Origin of the sequence: Pseudomonas weihenstephanensis, from assembly GCF_016812185.1 — a bacterium.
Taxonomy (GTDB): Bacteria; Pseudomonadota; Gammaproteobacteria; order Pseudomonadales; family Pseudomonadaceae; genus Aquipseudomonas; species Aquipseudomonas weihenstephanensis.
The window spans coordinates 1,124,153-1,142,585 of record NZ_JAAEBV010000001.1 but is presented as its reverse complement, the minus strand read 5'-3'; the positions used below and the strand labels follow the sequence as shown (position 1 = coordinate 1,142,585).

At 57.2% G+C, this 18,433-nt stretch carries 16 protein-coding genes; 3 read left to right on the top strand and 13 right to left on the bottom strand.

Annotation, left to right across the window (positions count from 1 at the left end; translation table 11 throughout):
- Positions 1 to 2: 2 nt before the first annotated feature.
- Entirely contained in the window at positions 3 to 524 is a 522-nt protein-coding gene (locus GYN01_RS05150) for a GNAT family N-acetyltransferase (RefSeq protein ID WP_048362662.1), read from the top strand.
- 68 nt (positions 525 to 592) lie between these two features.
- Here the strand turns inward: GYN01_RS05150 and metR are convergent, their stop codons facing one another.
- Entirely contained in the window at positions 593 to 1,510 is a 918-nt protein-coding gene (gene metR, locus GYN01_RS05145) for a transcriptional regulator MetR (protein ID WP_048362663.1), read from the bottom strand.
- Between the two features lie 107 nt (positions 1,511 to 1,617).
- On the opposite strand from metR, the gene metE reads away from it, so the two are divergent.
- On the top strand, positions 1,618 to 3,930 hold the full coding sequence (gene metE / locus GYN01_RS05140; protein WP_203306679.1) for a 5-methyltetrahydropteroyltriglutamate--homocysteine S-methyltransferase: 2,313 nt from the start codon (positions 1,618 to 1,620) through the stop codon (positions 3,928 to 3,930).
- 92 nt (positions 3,931 to 4,022) lie between these two features.
- Here the strand turns inward: metE and GYN01_RS05135 are convergent, their stop codons facing one another.
- The 5 genes from GYN01_RS05135 to GYN01_RS05115 all read right to left on the bottom strand — a co-directional run bounded on the left by GYN01_RS05135 (position 4,023) and on the right by GYN01_RS05115 (position 10,314).
- Entirely contained in the window at positions 4,023 to 5,414 is a 1,392-nt protein-coding gene (locus tag GYN01_RS05135) for a sigma-54-dependent transcriptional regulator (protein WP_048362665.1), read from the bottom strand.
- Complete coding sequence (locus GYN01_RS05130) at positions 5,411 to 7,171, bottom strand: sensor histidine kinase (RefSeq protein ID WP_203306678.1); 1,761 nt, start codon at positions 7,169 to 7,171, stop codon at positions 5,411 to 5,413. The genes GYN01_RS05135 and GYN01_RS05130 overlap by 4 nt, the downstream gene beginning before the upstream one ends.
- A 200-nt stretch (positions 7,172 to 7,371) precedes the next feature.
- Positions 7,372 to 8,235 (bottom strand): alpha/beta hydrolase, encoded by an 864-nt coding sequence (locus GYN01_RS05125; RefSeq protein WP_048362667.1) that lies wholly within the window; start codon positions 8,233 to 8,235, stop codon positions 7,372 to 7,374.
- Entirely contained in the window at positions 8,232 to 9,626 is a 1,395-nt protein-coding gene (locus GYN01_RS05120; RefSeq protein ID WP_203306677.1) for an aspartate aminotransferase family protein, read from the bottom strand. The genes GYN01_RS05125 and GYN01_RS05120 overlap by 4 nt, the downstream gene beginning before the upstream one ends.
- Positions 9,619 to 10,314, bottom strand: a complete 696-nt coding sequence (locus GYN01_RS05115) for an MtnX-like HAD-IB family phosphatase (protein WP_048362669.1) — start codon at positions 10,312 to 10,314, stop codon at positions 9,619 to 9,621. Before GYN01_RS05115 ends, GYN01_RS05120 begins: the two co-directional genes overlap by 8 nt.
- Positions 10,315 to 10,541: 227 nt before the next feature.
- Between GYN01_RS05115 and GYN01_RS05110 the strand changes: the two genes are divergently transcribed.
- The gene (locus tag GYN01_RS05110; RefSeq protein ID WP_203306676.1) at positions 10,542 to 11,306 is read left to right on the top strand and encodes a MipA/OmpV family protein; all 765 of its coding nucleotides are present in this window, start codon (positions 10,542 to 10,544) and stop codon (positions 11,304 to 11,306) included.
- Positions 11,307 to 11,324: 18 nt separating this feature from the next.
- On the opposite strand, the gene GYN01_RS05105 is transcribed toward GYN01_RS05110, so the two are convergent.
- The 7 genes from GYN01_RS05105 to GYN01_RS05075 form a co-directional block, all read right to left on the bottom strand.
- Positions 11,325 to 11,651, bottom strand: coding sequence for a GlpM family protein (locus GYN01_RS05105; protein WP_173426992.1), 327 nt, complete (start codon positions 11,649 to 11,651; stop codon positions 11,325 to 11,327).
- 8 nt (positions 11,652 to 11,659) lie between these two features.
- Complete coding sequence (gene aauR, locus GYN01_RS05100) at positions 11,660 to 12,985, bottom strand: two-component response regulator AauR (protein ID WP_048362672.1); 1,326 nt, start codon at positions 12,983 to 12,985, stop codon at positions 11,660 to 11,662.
- Entirely contained in the window at positions 12,982 to 14,886 is a 1,905-nt protein-coding gene (gene aauS / locus GYN01_RS05095) for a two-component sensor histidine kinase AauS (RefSeq protein WP_048362673.1), read from the bottom strand. Before aauS ends, aauR begins: the two co-directional genes overlap by 4 nt.
- Positions 14,887 to 14,981: 95 nt before the next feature.
- Positions 14,982 to 15,716: an amino acid ABC transporter ATP-binding protein gene (locus GYN01_RS05090; RefSeq protein ID WP_048362674.1), complete on the bottom strand. Its 735-nt coding sequence runs from the start codon at positions 15,714 to 15,716 to the stop codon at positions 14,982 to 14,984.
- Complete coding sequence (locus tag GYN01_RS05085) at positions 15,713 to 16,387, bottom strand: amino acid ABC transporter permease (RefSeq protein ID WP_048362675.1); 675 nt, start codon at positions 16,385 to 16,387, stop codon at positions 15,713 to 15,715. The genes GYN01_RS05090 and GYN01_RS05085 overlap by 4 nt, the downstream gene beginning before the upstream one ends.
- Positions 16,387 to 17,133 (bottom strand): amino acid ABC transporter permease, encoded by a 747-nt coding sequence (locus GYN01_RS05080; protein ID WP_048362676.1) that lies wholly within the window; start codon positions 17,131 to 17,133, stop codon positions 16,387 to 16,389. The genes GYN01_RS05085 and GYN01_RS05080 overlap by 1 nt, the downstream gene beginning before the upstream one ends.
- 203 nt (positions 17,134 to 17,336) lie before the next feature.
- A complete protein-coding gene (locus GYN01_RS05075; protein WP_203306675.1) occupies positions 17,337 to 18,251 on the bottom strand; it encodes a glutamate/aspartate ABC transporter substrate-binding protein in 915 nt (304 codons plus the stop codon).
- Between the last annotated feature and the right edge of the window lie 182 nt (positions 18,252 to 18,433).

Genomic DNA, 18,433 nt, shown 5'->3' with positions numbered 1-18,433 from the left:
CAATGGCTATAGAACTGCTTGATCCTTCACACGCCGCTGGCTATTGCCGCTTGATGCTAGAGGCCTATGAACGACACCCTGAGGCGTTTGTCTCCACGATTACCCGGCGAGATCTCGTGCCGCTGAGCTGGTGGCAATCGCAGCTGGATGACGAATTCAGTGAGCTGTACGGCGCATTTATTGAGGGCGAGTTGGTGGGGATCGTCGGCCTGGCCTTTGAGCCGTGGGCAGAGGCGCAGCACAAGGCCACCTTGTTTGGCTTATATGTGTGCGAACGCTTCAGAGGTCAAGGGTTGGGCGAGCAATTGGTGCAGGCGGTCGTGTCTCTGGCTGAGCAAGAACCCGATATCAAAGTGATTGAACTCACCGTCAGCGCCAATAGCACGGCGGCGCTGGCGTTGTACAAGCGTTGCGGGTTTGAACAGTCGGGGCTGGAGGATTGTGCGATTAGGGTGGGGGAAGACTATTACGACCGCGTGCATATGCGCCGCCGGCTGACGGTTGCCGAGCACAAAACCCTGTAGGCGTTGGCGCAGCTGCGATCTGTTGGTTTTCAAGATCAAAAGAGCGCAGCCAATGGCGTTTGCGAGGTTTAGCGCACGGCGCTGACGCCATCCAGCGTCGAGAACGAGGTGTCTTTGGCGGTGAGCAAGAAGTCGCGCATGTACGGCGCATCCAGCATGTCTGCGCGAATCGCTGCATACAGCGTGGCGAACAACCCTTTTTCTCCCAAGCGCTTGGCTTTCACGTAACCCCGTGAACTGTATTCATGCAGCGCCCAGTGCGGCATCCCGCACACACCTCGGCCGCTGGCCACCAGTTGCATCATCATGACCGTCAACTCTGAGGTACGTACTTGTGCGGGCTCTACGTCAGCCGGTTCCAGAAAGCGGGTAAAGATGTCGAGCCGGTCACGCTCCACCGGGTAGGTGATGAGAATTTCGGTACTCAAGTCTTCAGGCACGATAAATGGCTTGCTGGCCAGCGGGTGCTGATTGGCAACGGCCAGCATGGCTTCGTAGGTGAACAGCGGCACGTACGTTAGACCTGCAATCTCTTGTGGGTCAGAGGTGACCACCAAATCCAGATCGCCGCGCGCCAGCGCAGGGAGCGGGGCGAACGCGAAGCCTGATGCCAGGTCCAGTTCAACCTCGGGCCACGCATCACGGAACTGGTCGATGGTGGGCATCAACCACTGGAAGCAGCTGTGGCATTCAATCGCCATGTGCAAGCGGCCCGCGGTACCCCCGACCAGGCGCGCTATATCTCGCTCTGCACCCCGCAGTAGCGGCAACATGGCGTCAGCCAGTTGCAGCAGGCGCAGACCCGCACTGGTGAAGCGCACAGGTTTGGTTTTGCGCACGAACAACGGCATGCCCATGCGTTCTTCCAGCTCTTTGAACTGATGAGACAGGGCCGACTGGGTCAAGTGCAGGCGCTCTGCCGCCTCGACCAGGCTGTCGGATTCGCGCAAGGCGTGCAGGGTTTTGAGGTGACGAATTTCCAGCACGGGTGCTCCATGAGTAATTTTGATGATGAACGCGAAAACGTTGAGTTTGTCTCATGTTGATGCGTCTGTCGATAATTGGGCCATTACTGACATGGAGGAATGCCGTTATGGCCCTGGCTCACAATCTTGGTTTCCCACGCATCGGCGCGGATCGCGAACTGAAAAAAGCCCTTGAAGCCTACTGGAAAGGCGATATCGATCAAGCCGCACTTAACGCCGTGGGCCGTGAATTGCGCGCCAAACACTGGCAACTGCAAAAAGATGCAGGCATTGACCTGGTGCCGGTCGGCGACTTCGCCTGGTACGACCAGGTGTTGACCCATTCGCTGATGTTTAGCGCGATTCCAGAACGCTTTTCCAGCACCCTCGATGACGAAGGCCGCCCGACCCTGGACACCTTGTTTGCCATGGCCCGTGGCGCGAGCCAGAGCTGCTGCGGCGGCGAGCACAGCCAAGGCCAGTATGCTCAGGAACTGACCAAGTGGTTTGACACCAACTACCACTACCTCGTGCCGGAATTGAGCCTTGATCAGCGTTTTGAACTGAGCTGGAACGAACTGTTTGAAGAAACTGCTGAGGCGCTTGCACTGGGGCATCAGGCCAAGCCGGTCATCATCGGCCCGCTGACCTACCTGTGGCTGGGCAAGGCCAAAGGCGATGAGTTCAACAAACTCGACCTGCTGGAAAACCTGCTGCCGGTCTACGGTGAAATCCTGACCCGCTTGGCCGAACAAGGGGTTGAGTGGGTACAGATTGACGAGCCGATTCTGTCACTCGACTTACCGCAAGAATGGAAAAACGCCTTCGAGCGCGCCTACCACATCCTTCAGTACTCGCCGCTAAAGAAGTTGGTTGCTACGTATTTCAGCGGCCTGGAAGACAACCTCGGCCTGGCGGTCAGCTTGCCGGTTGAAGGGCTGCATGTAGACCTGGTGCGTGCGCCAGACCAGTTGAACGCGATTCTGGATCGCTTGCCGACCTATAAAGTGTTGTCGCTGGGCCTGGTGAACGGCCGTAACGTATGGCGTTGCGACCTGGAAAACGCGCTGGCGCAACTGCAACAAGCCGAAGAGCGTTTTGGTGACAACCTGTGGGTCGCGGGTTCGTGCTCATTGCTGCACAGCCCGGTGGACCTGGACCGCGAAACCAAACTCGATGCCGAGCTGAAAAGCTGGCTGGCGTTCGCTAAACAAAAATGCGGCGAAATAGCTGTTTTGCGTGATGCGCTGAATAAACCGCACGACGCCAGCGTGCAAAAAGCCCTGGCCGAAAGTCGGGCCGTGCAAGAAAGCCGCGCCAAGTCGCCGCGTATTCACAAGCCCGCCGTCCAAGCGCGCCTTGGCGCGATCAGCGAGGCGGATAGCCAGCGTCATTCGCCGTTTGCTGCACGCATTGAAGTACAGCGGGCGCGTTTGAACCTGCCAGCCTTTCCGACCACCACCATCGGTTCATTCCCGCAAACCGCTTCTATTCGTCTGGCGCGCCAGTCCTACAAGCAAGGCAAATTGTCGGTCAGTGAATACACCGAAGCCATGCACAGTGAAATTCGTAATGCAGTAGAGACACAAGAACGTCTGGGGCTGGATGTCTTGGTACACGGCGAGGCCGAGCGCAACGACATGGTGGAGTACTTTGCCGAACAACTGGATGGCTATGTATTCACCCAATATGGCTGGGTGCAAAGCTACGGTTCGCGGTGCGTGAAACCGGCGATCATCTTCGGCGACCTGAGTCGTCCGAAAGCCATGACCGTGGAATGGATCAAATACGCCCAGGGCCTGACCGAGAAAGTCATGAAGGGCATGCTGACCGGGCCGGTGACTATGCTGATGTGGTCCTTCCCCCGCGAAGATGTGTCGCGCAAGGAGCAGGCGCAACAGCTGGCTTTGGCCATTCGTGACGAAGTGGTCGACCTGGAAAAAGCCGGGATAAAAATTGTGCAAATCGACGAAGCAGCATTCCGTGAGGGCTTGCCGCTGCGCCGTGCGCAGTGGCAGGAGTACCTGGATTGGGCGGTCGAAGCGTTCCGTCTGTGTGCCTCGGGCGTTGGGGATCAAACCCAGATTCACACCCACATGTGCTACAGCGAGTTCAACGATGTGATCAAGTCGATTGCCGAGATGGACGCTGACGTCATCACGATTGAGACCTCCCGTTCGGACATGGAATTGCTGGACGCCTTTGAAGCGTTCGACTACCCGAACGACATTGGCCCAGGGGTGTATGACATCCATTCGCCACGGGTTCCGGACACGGCCGAAATGGTCAAGTTGCTGAGCAAGGCTGCGCAGCGTATCCCGGCGCAGCGGCTGTGGGTGAACCCGGACTGCGGCCTCAAAACCCGCGCCTGGGCCGAGACGGAAGCCGCGTTGATCAACATGGTGGCCGCAGCACGTCAGTTGCGCGCCGAGGTGGCTTAAGGCCGCACGTTATGCAGGCGCTGATGCAGGCAGTCATCTTTTGATCTTCAAATCAACAGATCGCAGCCTGCATCAGCGCCTACAGGGTTTGGTTAGCGCACGATTTTTTCGACATGGATATCGAGTTTTTTCAGGCGATACCAAAAGCTTCGTTCTGAAATGCCGATGAGCTGCGCCGCCGCCGCTTGCACGCCGTTGGCCTGTTGCAAAGCCGCGAGAATGTAGGCCTTTTCAACCTCGGCCAACGCCGCTTCCAGGTCCGGTGGCACGCTGGGGCCAGACTCCAGCACGCTACATTGTTGATTGGGTTGTGCGGTAAACAAATACGGCGGCAGGTCGCTGTCTTCAATGGTGCTGCTGGTGGCCACAATGGTGGCGCGCTCGACGCAATTTTGCAGCTCGCGGATGTTGCCCGGCCAGTTGTATTCGGCCATGGCCTGCAAGGCATCTGGACTGAACCCGGTGATACGTTTACCTGCCGTTGCCCCCAGGTTATGCGCAAAGTGCCGCGCCAGCGGTGCGATGTCTTCTATGCGCTCGCGCAAGGCGGGCAGTTGGATCGGAAACACATTCAAACGGTAGTACAAGTCTTCGCGAAACTCCTTGTTGGCGACCGCTTCGAGCAGGTTTTTGTGGGTGGCTGCAATCACCCGTACATCCACCTTGCGCTCACGCGGGTCACCCACGGGTTCGATCACACGCTCTTGCAGGGCACGCAAAATCTTCGCCTGCAACGCCAGTGGCATATCGCCGACTTCATCAAGGAACAACGTGCCCTTGTCGGCCTGCATGAAGCGTCCTACACGGTCGGTGACCGCGCCGGTGAATGCGCCTTTGCGATGGCCAAACATCTCGCTTTCCAGCAGCCCTTCAGGAATGGCCGCACAGTTAACCGCGACAAACGGTTTGTCGGCGCGGCTGCCATGTTTGTGAATGGCGCGTGCCACCATCTCTTTGCCCGTGCCGCTTTCGCCGGTGAGCAAAATGGTCGCGCTACTGTCGCGTACTGAGTCAATGGCCTGCAACACACGGCGAAAGCTGGGGCTGTCGCCCATCAGGCTGTCGAAGGGCTGGTGTTGGTCCAGTTCGGCCCGCATGCGTGCGTTGTCACGCAGGATGTCGCGAAATTGCAGGGCTTTGTGGACAGTAATGTCCAGCTCGTCGATGTCGAAGGGCTTGGCGATGTAGTCATAGGCGCCGTTGCGCATGGACTGCACGGCATTTTTTACCGTGCTGTAGGCGGTCATCACGATCACCGGCAGGTGCGAATAACGCTGTTTGACTTCGGCCAGCAGTTGCGGCCCGTCCATGCCCGGCATGCGCCAATCGCTGATGACCAGGTCGATGTCTTCTTGCTCAAGAATGGCCAGTGCTTGTACCCCGTTGCTCGCTGTGAACACGTGCACGTCATTCTGGCTGAGCGCTGAGCTGAGCAGGTCACACAACTTCGGTTCGTCGTCCACCACCAGCACGTTATGACTCATGCCTCATCCCCTCCATGTGACGGAATGTACAGATTGAAGGTGGCACCTGCGCCCCTGTCGCTGAGGCACTCGATGCGTGCGTCGTGGCTGTCCATGATCGAGAAAACCTTGGCCAGCCCCAAGCCTGTGCCTGAGGCTTTGGTGGTCACAAAAGGGGTGAAGATGCGTTCTATCATGTCAAGCGCGATCCCTTCGCCGCTGTCGGCAATGCTGATGACGGTGTAACCGTCTTTCTGGTCAATGCTTACGCTGAGCTGCCCGCCTTCAGGCATGGCGTCGATGGCGTTGATGATCAAGTTCAGGAGCGCCTGTTTCAACTGCCGTGCATCGGCATACAAGGTGGCACCGGGTGCTTGGTCATAGATGTGCGCATCAATGTGGTGGCTTTCAAGTTCTGGTTTGCAAAAGCCCAGAATGTCTTCAACCAGAGGGCGCGCGGCTTGAGTTGAGCGCACGGGTGTACTGGGTTTGGCGAATTCGAGAAAGTCGGTGATCAGGTCATTGATGCGCGTGACTTCACTGACCACGTATTCGAGATGGCGTTTGTCGGTTTCCCCCAGTTCGGCGCGGCGGTGCAGCAATTGGGTGGCGGTTTTGATAATGCCCAGCGGGTTGCGGATTTCGTGGGCCAGGCCCATGGCCACCTCGCCCAGGGCATGCAGGCGATCCCGTCGACGCAGTTGCGCCTCAAGGTGATGCAGCTCGCCCAAACGCAATGTCATGTGGTTGAAGGTACTGCTCAATTCGGCCAGTTCGTCATGCCCGGAAACGTCCATCCGTTGGTCGTAATCCCCGGCGGTGACCGCGCGCACACCTTCAGAAAGTGCTCGCAAAGGCCGCGTCAGGTGCTCGGACACCTGCCAGCCAACGGTTAACGAGAGCATCGAACCCAGCAGAAAAATCAGCATAAACAGGTTGGGTTGGTTCACCAGTCCAACCAAATTGGTGTTGCACAACAAACCGCTGTAAATCACGCCTTGCAGCTCGCCCGTGTCATTAATGATCGGCCAGTACAAGCCGCAATAACGGTTCGTGAACTGCTCACTGGGCAACTTGGTATCGCGCAGTTTTTGCTCGATGGCATTGGGTACTGTGGGCTGTCTATCTTCAAAACGCTGGCTGGAGAATATTTCAGCGAAGCCTTTTGGGGTATGCAGATAAAGACGCAGGTCCAGAGAGTGCACCTCTGCCACGCTGATCAGAAAGCTGCTGTCGATGTTGGTCGCCACCAGTAGTTGATAGTCCACGCCGTCCTGGCGTGCCGGAAAAGTCGACACTACTGTGCCGGTCGTGACTTCGCCTACGTTAACCGTTTGCAATACCGCGTTGGGTGACAAGCTGATCTGCTTGACGATGTTATCGCTTGCGGTGCTAAACACCACTTTATGGTCGCTGTCACGTATCAGCGCGACAACGTCGATGCCCATGGCGTCAGCGATGTCGGCGGTGAGTCGATCATGGCGAATGGCTTTACTGCTGGAAGGCGGGTGGGTGTATTGCAAAAAAAGCTTTGCCGCTCTGGCGTTGTCTAGCAGGGTTTCGCTGATTTCGTCTTTGACGATTTTGGTCGACTCTTGAAGCCATACGCGCACGTTGCTGTCGAAAATGTGCGACAAGGTGGTCGCGGCCAGTTCCGAGGCGATCATGGTCGGAATAACACTGACTAGCCAAAAGGCCAGTACCAGTTTGCGCTGGACCGTCCAGCGCGAAACTTTGAACGGAGGTGGCGTGTGCGCGGAGTGGGGAGAGGTCGACATTAATACTCGCTTATCGAAGCGGTCATGGCGGTCGGAGCGGGTAACCCCCGCTCATGTTGTCGTGTTATTCAAGGGCCTGAGAATACTCGCCAAATTCAGCGCCGGTAAGCGTCCTGATCGAAATTGGTTGTCAGGCTAAGCGACCCCGGTTTATAGGACACGGGGTAAGCCTGTGAGCGGTTCAGGAACCATTCTTCACGTCAGGTTCCCTGTAAGAGCGGGTCTTGGACCTGCGTTTCGAGACTGTTTTTTTTCACGAAGGCATTACTTAACTCGATCACGCGCGGGTATTGCAGGTCGACGGTGATCATGTGGTAACAGTTATCGAGCAGCACTTTGGTCACCGGCCCGCCCAAGTGGCGTTCAACGTAATCGGCGTTCCAGCGGCTGGTCAAGTCGTCTTCACTGGCATGGATCACCAGTGTCGGCGTCATTACGCTAGGCATTTTGCGTTTGACCACTGCAATTAACCGGCGAAGTTCGCGCACGCTCAGACCTGGCATGCTTAAAAGCCCGGCGCTATTGCTGTCCCCTGCTTTCATCTGCCGCTCTACGATGGCCCGCAAACGTGGATTCTTGATCCCATAGGGTGGCCTTTCGTTGAAGCTACACAGGTGTACGCCAAAAGGAAGCATCATCATCAGCGGGATAAGTAAGGAGGTCTTTGGGATATTCCAGCCGTCATAACGCAAGGTCGTGGAGTACAGCAGCAGGCCCGCGATTTGCCCTGGATGTTCGGCCGCCATGTACATCGACATCACGGCGCCCATCGACAGGCCGCCGACAAACACCTGTGAGTGCTTTTGCCGAATCCCGGCAAAGGTGTTGCGCGCACTTTCATACCAGTCTTGCCAGCCGGTGGTCTGCAAATATGCGTTATCGGCGCAATGCCCGGCCAAGGTAGGCACGTACACCGTGCAGCCAGCCTTGGCCAGGCCCACGGCCACCCGACGCAACTCCGTCGGGGTGCCGGTAAGGCCGTGGATCAACAACACCGCGACCTCACCTGTGCCGAGAACGAAACCGGCGTCGCCTTCGCCCAGATCGATCTTTGACGTGTTCACCGTTTCATGGCCCGGTGCAGCAGGCGGTCGAGCAGGGCGATGCCCAAGTCGATTTCTGTGTAGCTGATTTCCAGCGACGGTGCCAGGGTGATTACGTTTTTGTAGTAACCGCCCACGTCCAGAATCAAACCCAGCCGCTTGCCGTCGATTTCGATGTCGCCTTTCATGCCTTCTTCGACCATGAAGTCCAGCGTCGCCTTGTCTGGTGTGAAGCCATCCGGGCCGCAGATTTCGCAGCGCAGGGCCAAGCCCAGGCCGTCCACGTCGCCGATGATTGGGTAACGCTTTTGCAGGTCTTGCAGGCCGGCCAGGAAATATTTGCCTTTGGCCATGACCATCGCGCCGTAATCGACTTCGCTGGTCATTTTGAACATTTCAAGGCCCACAGCGGTGCCCAGCGGGTTCGAGGCGAAGGTGGAGTGGGTTGATCCTGGCGGGAACACCGTCGGGTTGATCAACTCCTCGCGTGCCCAGATGCCACCCAGCGGGTTGAGGCCGTTGGTCAATGCCTTGCCGAATACGATCACGTCGGGTTTGACGTCAAAGTGTTCAATCGACCACAGCTTGCCGGTGCGCCAGAAACCCATCTGGATTTCGTCCACCACCATCAAAATGCCGTGCTGATCGAGCACCTGCTTGAGTTCGCTGTAGAAATTCATCGGCGGAATGACATAGCCGCCAGTGCCCTGGATCGGCTCGACGTAAAACGCGGCGTATTCACTTTGGCCGACTTTTGGGTCCCATACGCCGTTGTACTCGGTCTCGAATAAGCGGGCGAATTGCTGCACGCAATGGCTGCCGTATTCTTCCTTGGTCATGCCTTTTGGCCCACGGAAGTGGTACGGGAACGGAATGAAGTTGGCGCGTTCGCCGAAATGCCCGTAACGGCGGCGGTAGCGGTAGCTCGACGTAATAGACGACGCGCCGAGGGTGCGGCCGTGATACCCGCCTTCGAAGGCAAACATCAGGCTTTTGCCGTTGCTGGCGTTGCGTACTACTTTGAGCGAGTCTTCGATGGACTGCGAGCCACCCACGTTGAAGTGCACACGCCCGTCGAGGCCGAACTTGTTCTTGGCGTCGACAGCGATGCACTCTGACAGCTCGATCTTGCCTTTGTGCAGGTATTGGCTGGCGATCTGCGGCAGCGTGTCGATCTGCTGTTTCAGCGCGTTGTTCAGGCGCGGGTTGGAGTAACCGAAGTTAACCGCCGAATACCACATTTGCAGATCGAGGTAGGCTTGGTCTTCGGTGTCCCATACGTAGGAACCTTCGCAGCGGCTGAAAATACGCGGCGGTTCAATGTAGTGAACGGTATCGCCGTACGAGCAGTATTTGGCTTCTTTATCCAGAAGGATCTGGTCTTCAGGGGTGGCGATTCGGATGTCAGACATGGTTGAAGAGTTCCTGCTGTTCACGAGAAAAGTGGAGGGTGTTGGCAGCATTGCTGGGCAGTTTGGCGAGTAACGCTGGAAGATCTGCGAATGTGTCGAAACGGGCGTAAGGAATGCCGTTGTCCTCGCAGTGTTTGGCCAGACTGTCTTTGGCGAACACAAAGTCGGCAGTCGCGGCCACGCACATGTCGGAGCGGCCATCACCAATCACCAGCACGCGTTTGCCGCTGGGTGTGGACTTGCATTTGCAGTTGCCCGAGGCGGCACGGCAAGCATCGCTGGAGTGAGGGAAGTCGATACGCCAGCGGTTTTGGTCCATTTGGCGCAGGCGATTGGCGAGTATCGGCAGCAAGGTGACGTAGTTACGCGCCAGGATCCGCGCGATGGCTTGTTCGATGCCGTCGCTGACCACTTCAATGGACGCCCCGAGGCTGATCACGTGATCGACGAAATCCGGAAAGTCCGGGTCGATGTCAACGCTGTCGAAATAGGCCAGCAATTGGGCTGGAGAGGCTTGGACCAACGACAGTTGGCGTCTTAGGCATTCACGTGAGCCGATCTCGCCTTTCATCCATTGGTCTTCGATCGCTTCCCAACTCGCGTCGGCGAAGCGTTGAAGAATGTTATCGATGACGTCGGTGCCCGTAATGGTTCCGTCGAAATCGCACACGATATGCCATTGCATCATCAGCATTGTCCTGTTGGAAAGGGGCGCACGTTGCGCTGCAACAGGGCAATTGCACTGATTGTGCCAAGTTGAAAAAACCCCGGCAGGCCGGGGCTTTGACCAGCCAAGAGCAAAAAATAAGACGCCAGAGCTACATTTTTTGTAGCTCGCTACAAACAACATCGGTGCTTGCACTGAACAGGCAATAAAAGGCGTGATGCGCGCATGAATCACAGGGATACCTTGAGATGAAGGCGCCACTATCGGTTGTTTTGCTGTTCGTCTTATTGAGCGCCACTGCAGGTGCGCGTGCCGCTGACGACTTGACGGGTGAAATCGGCGTGGGGGTCGGGTATCAGCCCTCCGACCCAAGCGCCAGTCGCTACGAGACTGTTCCGTTACCGTATTTAGATCTGGATTGGGGAAATGTCAGTCTGGACAGTGACGATGGCCTGACCTGGAGTGTCTTCAAGGCACAGGGGTGGAGTGCGGGGCCGTTCATTAACGACGTGTCGGGGCGCAACGCCAATGGCTCATTACGTGGCTTGCGGGATGTTTCAGGCATGGCTCAACTCGGCGGTTTTGTGCAATACAGCCCTGCCGAGTTCTGGCGGGTGTACGCGCAAGTGGGGCAAGCCGTGGGGGGCGCCAGCGGGCAGGGCGGGGTGTTGGGCAAGTTCGGCGGCGAGCTGGGTTATCCGCTGGGGCTTGGGGTCATTGGCAGCAGCCAGTTGGCCGCCCACTTCGCGGACGGGCGCCAGACTTCGACGTTTTTTGGTGTAAGTGCCAGTGAAGCGCAAGCGTCAGGGATTTCGGGGTACAAGGCCAGTGGCGGGTTTCAACAGATCAGCCTGACGCAGAACTTATCGTTTCCTTTGGCTCAACATTGGTCTTGGGTGGCCAGTGCCACCTGGACCCACTTGATCGGCTCGGCGGCAGACAGCAGCATGGTCAAGGCGTTGGGCGATGTGAATCAGGGCGCGGTGCAGACGGCGCTGAGCTACACATTTTAAGCGGCCTTACGTGGAAGGTTAGTGCAAGCGCACCCACACACTGACCAGCACGGTGGCGGCCATTAACCAGGCCACAGCGGCCAGCGCCAGCGAGGCTTCAAGGCGCATGCGGTCTACCAGCAGGTAGAGCGCGGCAAGATACACAAAGTAAGGAATGATCGACCACATACCGAAAACGATGGTGGTTTTAAGATCGTCGAGGGAGCGCCCCTTGCCAACAATGTAGTGTGCAATCAGCGCAAAGGTCGGAAACAGCGGCACCAGGCCTGCGATGTAGTAGTTTTTGGTTTTTGCCAGCATGGCCAAAATGATGACCACCCCAGCCCCGAGCGCCGCTTTTAAAATCAGATCCATTAGTGAGCCAAACCGTATTTTTTAACTTTATCGAACAGCGTGGTCTTGGCCATGCCCAGCTCCTGGCTGGCTTGAGTCAGGTTGCCACCGCTGCGCTGCAAGGCGTCGTTGAGCAGGTTGCGCTCGAACGCTTCCACCGCTTCGGAGAAGCCCAGGCCTTGTGCCACGTTATTGCCGGATTTTTTGAACGCGGGCAGGCCAAGGGCAAACCGCTCGGCCACGTTGCGCAGCTCTCGCACGTTGCCCGGCCAGTCGTGGCTCATCAGGGTCGACAAGGTCTGGTTGTCCAGCTCGGGTGCCGTGCGGTCGAAGCGAAGGGAGGACTGCTGCAAGAAATGCTCAAACAATTGCAAGATGTCTTCGCGCCGCTCGCGCAAGGGCGGCAGTTCGAGCGTGACCACGTTCAAGCGGTAGTAAAGGTCGCTACGAAATTGATTGGCTTTGCTCAGGTGATCAAGGTCGGATTTGGTGGCCGCAATGACTCGGCAATCCACGTCGATGCTGTGGTTGGAACCCAGACGTTCCAGCGTGCGTTCTTGCAGTACCCGCAGCAGCTTGATTTGTAAATTGAGCGGCATGCTTTCGACTTCATCAAGAAACAGCGTCCCGCCGTCGGCGTGCTCAATCTTGCCGATGCGCCGTTTGCCTGCGCCGGTAAACGCGTTGGCTTCGTGACCGAAAATTTCACTTTCAAACAGGTTTTCGGGCAAGCCCCCGCAGTTAAGCGCGACAAACTGCTGAGGCTGGCGCCGACTGAAGTCATGCAGGCAACGTGCGACTAACTCTTTGCCCGTGCCGGTTTCGCCTTCAATCAATACGTTGGCAGAGGTATCGGCAACGTTGGCGATCAATTCGCGCAAGTGCTGCATGGCTGGAGAGCGGCCGATGATGCGCCCTTCAAGCGAATCGCGCTCAGCCAATTGTCGGCGCAATGACCAGACTTCGCGTGCCAGGCTGCGCTGTTCAAGTGCCCGGCGCGCGGCGTCTACCAGGCGTTCCGGTGAAAAGGGTTTCTCCATGAAGTCATAGGCACCGTCACGCATGGCCCCGACAGCCATTGAAATGTCGCCGTGGCCGGTAATCAGTACCACTGGCAGGCTGGCGTCGCGAGCCTTGAGGCGTTTAAGCAGTTCCAGGCCATCAATGCCCGGCAGGCGGATGTCGCTGATGACGATACCGGGGAAGTTGTCGCCCACCAGGGCGAGCGCCTGCTCGGCACTGCTGACACCCTCGCTGCGGATGTCTTCGAGCGCCAGGGCCTGTTGGCAACCGAGCAGCACATGGGGGTCGTCTTCAACGATGAGGACGCTCAACTCGTGGTTCATATCTGATCGACCTTAGCGGGTTGCACCAACGGTATTAAGAGGACAAACGAAGCACCCCCGCTGGCCGGGAATTCGACGCTGAGGTTGCCGCCGGCGGCTGCGGCAAGGCTGGCAGACAATGTCAGACCCAGGCCAAGCCCTTGTTCACCGGGTTTGGTGGTGAAGAACGGTTCAAACAGATGCTTGCGGGTTTCGGGGTCAATGCCGGGACCGTTGTCGCGCACTTGCAGGCGGTATTTTCCTTCCTGTAAATGCCCCTCAAGCCACACCTGCGGCGCAGAGGTCTGGCCCTGCATGGCGTCCAGTGCGTTACCGATCAGGTTGACCAGTATTTGTTCAAGGCGGGTCTGGTCAATTTTCAGCTCGGCGTCGCTGAAGTCTCGATGCAGGCGCGCACCGGAGGCTTCCAGCCGGTTGGCCAGCAGTTGCAGGGCCGCGTCGACCGCATGATTGAGGTTGGCCTGGCCGTGATCATCGCCGCGGCGGGCAAAGGAGCGCAGGTTGGCGGTGATGCGCCCCATGCGGTCCACCAGCTTGTTGATGGTGCCAAGATTGTCCGCCGCCACTTTCAAATCGCCCCGTTCAAGAAAGCGCACGGTATTGCCTGAAAGCGTGCGCAAGGCTGCCAATGGCTGATTCAGTTCGTGAGCGATGCTGGTGGACATTTGCCCGATGGCGGCCAGTTTGCCAGCTTGCACCAGTTCGTCTTGAGCGCGACGCAATGTGTCTTCTGTTTGCCTACGTTCACGAATCTGCCCTTTAAGGCGTTCATTGCTGGCGCGCAGGTGAGTGGTGCGTTCGGTGATTTTGCGTTCTAACTGGTTATTGGCCTCTTGCAGGGCCTCTCGCGCAGCCAGTCGGGTGGCGATGACTTTGCGCCGCTCGTTCCAGGCAATCAGCAAAAAAGCCAGCAACGCAAACGCAACGGCTACCAGCATGCCTTGGTTGGCGGCTTCGCGGCGCAGGTCCTGTAAGGGTGAGAGGAGGGTGATGTCCCACGGCGTGTCGTTTAGCTTACGGGTTTGCGCCAGATAACTCACTTGATCGTGATCGGTAATGACTTCGCTGTTGGTGGCAAAGGTGACTTTCTCGACCCCTTCGGCCAAGTGCTCGCGGTCCAGCGGTTGCAGCTCATTGAGTGGCCACCAGTAATACTGAAGGCTGCGCGCCAGCTTCTCTTTGATGTCGGGGGTCAAAGGGCGCACAGACTTCAGGCGTCGCGAGGGATCGCTGGACAGGATAATGATGCCGTTCTCATCGCTGACATAGGCTTCCAGGCGGGCACGTTGCCAGCGTTCTTCCAGCGCTTCGAGACGCACTTTGATGACCGCGACGCCGATGATTTTGCCTTGCTCTTCCAGGCCGTGTGCCAAGTAGTAGCCGGGTTCGCCGCTGGTACTGCCAATGCCGTAAAACCGGCCGGGCTGCCCGCGTACCGCGTCTTGAAAATAGGCGCGAAAAGACAGGTCTTCACCCAGGTAACTGTCGGCATCACGCCAATTGCTGGTGGCCAGCACGCGCCCTGTGGTGTCGAGCACATAAATGGCGCGGCTGCGACTACGCCGATTCAGCCCTTCGAGGTATTGATTGACCGTGGTGCGATGTTGCAGATTCGGGTCGCCCAACAGCTTTGAGACGCTGGACTCCAGTTCCAGCAGGCTGGGCAGGTAGGTGTATTTGCCCAGTTCACTCTCAACCGTGCGTGCGTGCAGCTCCAACTGGCGTTCACCGCTTTCGCTGAGGTTGCGAATGCCGAAGTGTTCGCTGACGCGATAGCCCGCGTATCCCAGGCCGATTGTCAGCAGGATGATCAAGGGCGGCAACAGCAAATGGCGAAGCAGACGAGGTTTCACGGCAAGTGAGGGCGGGGCACCGCGATAAAGTGTGGGGTCGCATTTCATCACAGATGCCTTGGGTCAACCACTGCGCAATGGCCGTTGATCAATGGTTTCCTGTAGGCGCGAGCAGGTCCGCGCCTACAGGTGATGGCTGTTGCTTAGTGCTGCAAGATTTTGCTGAGGAAGTCCTGGGCGCGCTGTGAACGGGCGCTTACGTCGCCGAAAAACTCTTCTTTTTCGCAGTCTTCGACGATTTTGCCCTGGTCCATGAAGATCACGCGGTTAGCCACTTTGCGTGCAAAACCCATTTCGTGGGTGACGCACATCATGGTCATGCCTTCGTGAGCCAATTGCACCATTACGTCGAGCACTTCGTTAACCATCTCAGGGTCGAGGGCCGAAGTGGGTTCATCGAACAGCATGACGATCGGGTCCATCGCCAACGCACGGGCAATGGCCACGCGCTGTTGCTGACCGCCCGAAAGCTGGCCCGGATGCTTGTGGGCGTGCGCCGATAGCCCTACGCGCTCCAGCAGTTCCAGGCCCTTTTTGGTGGCTTCGGCTTTGCTGCGGCCCAGCACCTTGACCTGCGCAATGGTCAGGTTTTCGGTGATGGTCATGTGCGGGAACAGCTCAAAGTGCTGAAACACCATGCCCACGCGCGAGCGCAGTTTTGGCAGGTTGGTCTTGGGGTCGGCAATCGAGGTGCCGTCGACCACGATGTCGCCTTTCTGGAACGGTTCGAGGGCGTTGACGCACTTGATCAGGGTTGATTTGCCGGAGCCGGACGGCCCACAGACCACCACCACTTCACCCTTTTTGACTTCAGTACTGCAATCGGTCAGTACCTGAAAGTCCCCGTACCACTTGTTGATGTTCTTGATCGAAATCATACGGCAAACCTTTTTTGCAGACGCTTGACCAGCAGCGAGGCGGAAAAGCTGATGATGAAATACACCAGACCGGCGAAGATCAGGAACTCATTGGAGCGGCCGATGATATCGCCACTTGAGCGTGAAGCATTGAGGAAATCCACAAGCCCTACGGTGTAAACCAGCGAGGTGTCCTGGAACAGAATGATGCTTTGTTGCAGCAGCAACGGGGTCATTTTGCGAAAGGCCTGGGGCAGGATGATCAGGCGCATGGCCTGGCCGTAACTCATGCCCAGCGCTTTGGCTGCACCCATCTGGCCTTTGGGGATGGCTTGAACGCCTGCGCGCACGATCTCGCAGAAGTAGGCCGCTTCGAACATGACAAAAGCCACCATGCACGACTCAAAGGCGCCGATGGGGGTGTCTTCGCCGGTGATCCAGCGCAACACGAACGGCACTGCCAGGTAGAACCAGGTGATGACCAGCAGGAGTGGAATCGAGCGGAAGTAGTTCACGTAAGCGCCGGCCAGGTTGGCCATCCACTTGCTCGATGACAAACGCATCAGCGCCAGTACGGTGCCCAGGGCCACGCCGCCAATCACACCCAATACCATGAGCTTCAAGGTCATGATCATGCCGTTCCACAGGCCCGGCAGGGCAGGGACAATCCCGCTGAAATCGAAGAAGTCCATTATTTGCCCCCCAGAGACATCAGGCCGGGTACAGCGACTTTCTTCTCGATCAGGCGCATCAGCAGCATCAGGCTCATGTTCAAGGTGAAGTAGATCAGCGTGGCCAGGGTGAAGGCTTCAAACAGGTTGGCGGAAAACTCGGCCGTCTGTTTGGTTTGTGCCAGCAGCTCCATCAAGCCGATCAATGACGCCACCGACGAGTTCTTGAAGACGTTGAGGAACTCAGAGGTGAGGGGCGGAATGATGATGCGGTAGGCTTGAGGCAGCAGCACGTTCCAGTAGATTTGCGCCATGCTGAAACCCATTGCACGGGCAGCGGATTCCTGACCGCGCGGCAAAGCTTCAATACCGGTGCGTACCTGTTCGCAGACACGGGCGGCAGTAAACAGCCCCAGACACACAACAACGCTCAGGTAGGCAGAGGTGGTCGGGTTGAGGTCCTGTTTGTACCACTCCTGCAAGTTTGGTGGCAGCAGATCGGGTACCAGGAAGTACCAGATAAACAGCTGCACCAGCAGCGGTACGTTACGGAAAATTTCCACGTAAACCGTGGCGATGCCTGCGATAAAACGGTTCGGCAGTGTGCGCATAACGCCCAGCAGCGAACCCAATACCAGCGCAACAATCCAGGCAACGACAGCGATCGCGATGGTCCAGCCCAAGCCCGAAATAAACCAGTCGAGATATGTCTCGCTGCCTACGCCGGTGGACTTGAAGAACACGGTCCAGTCCCAGTTGTAATTCATGCAGGGTCTCCCCTCAGTTGGTTCTATAAACACGCACTTGCTTCAGGGAATCCGTTCACACCTGACACGATCGTCAGGCACACACTCCCCGCTCGACAACCAGCGGGTCGAGTGCTTTCTCATGCAGTCAGTAGCGAGTACAGCAGGTGATCCAAACATCCCGAGTGCGATCGTTCACACTCGGGAGTCAATACAGGCCGCTATCAGATTTTGATTTCTGGCGCTGGTTTGTCGTTTGGATTGGCGATCAGCTCTTTGACCTTGTCGCTCATCGGGAACATGAGGTTCAGGCCTTTAGGCGGGATTGGCGATTCGAACCACTTGGCGTAGGACTTGTTGACGTCGCCGGACTTGTAGTACGCAACGATGGCGTCATCCACTGCTTTTTTGAAATCCGGGTCGCCTTTGCGCACCATGCACGCGTAGATTTCATACGACTGTGGCGTGCCTGTTACGGCCCAGTCAGTTGGCTTCTTGGCTTTGGCCATTTCACCGGCCAGCAGGGCGTCGTCCATCATGAACGCAACAGCGCGGCCCGACTCCAGCATGTTGAAGGCTTCGCCGTGGTCTTTGGCCGAGATCACGTTCATGCCCATTTGCTTGTCGGCGTTCATGGACTTGAGGATGCGCTCGGACGTTGTACCCGCGGTGGTCACGACGTTCTTGCCTTTGAGATCAGCGAAATCTTTGTAGGTCGAGTCTTTTTTGGACAGCAGACGGGTACCGATTTCGAAGATGCCGACCGAGAAGTCGACTTGCTGAGCGCGCTCTGCGTTGTTGGTGGTGGAGCCACATTCAACGTCAACAGTGCCGTTTTGTACCAGCGGGATACGGGTCTGGGAGGTGACCAGGTTGTACTTGACCTTCAGCTCAGGCATGTCGAGTTGCTTTTTCAGCCCTTCAACGATTGCCAGTTGCACATCGTGGGAGTAGCCAACCGGCTTGCCGGAAGCGTCCGCGATGTAAGAGAACGGGATGGAGGAGTCACGATGCCCGAGGGTGATGGTGCCGGATTCTTTGATTTTCTTCAGTGTGCCGGTCAATTCGGCAGCAAAAACTGGAGTGCTAATCAGAGCGGCAGCAATAGCTGCGGCCAAAAGTTGCGGAACGATGCGCATCGGTGTTTCCTCGACATTGTTTTTTTTATTGAGCCAGTTCACTGGACCCTTTATGTACTTCGAGCCACTCAACAGGCTAACGCTGTTTAAGCAGTCGGCCCTGAGTGTAGAGCATGAGTCGTGCCAGACTTGGAATTTAAATTTAAGCCTTTGTTTTATATAGATTTATTTGCTTGTTGAGT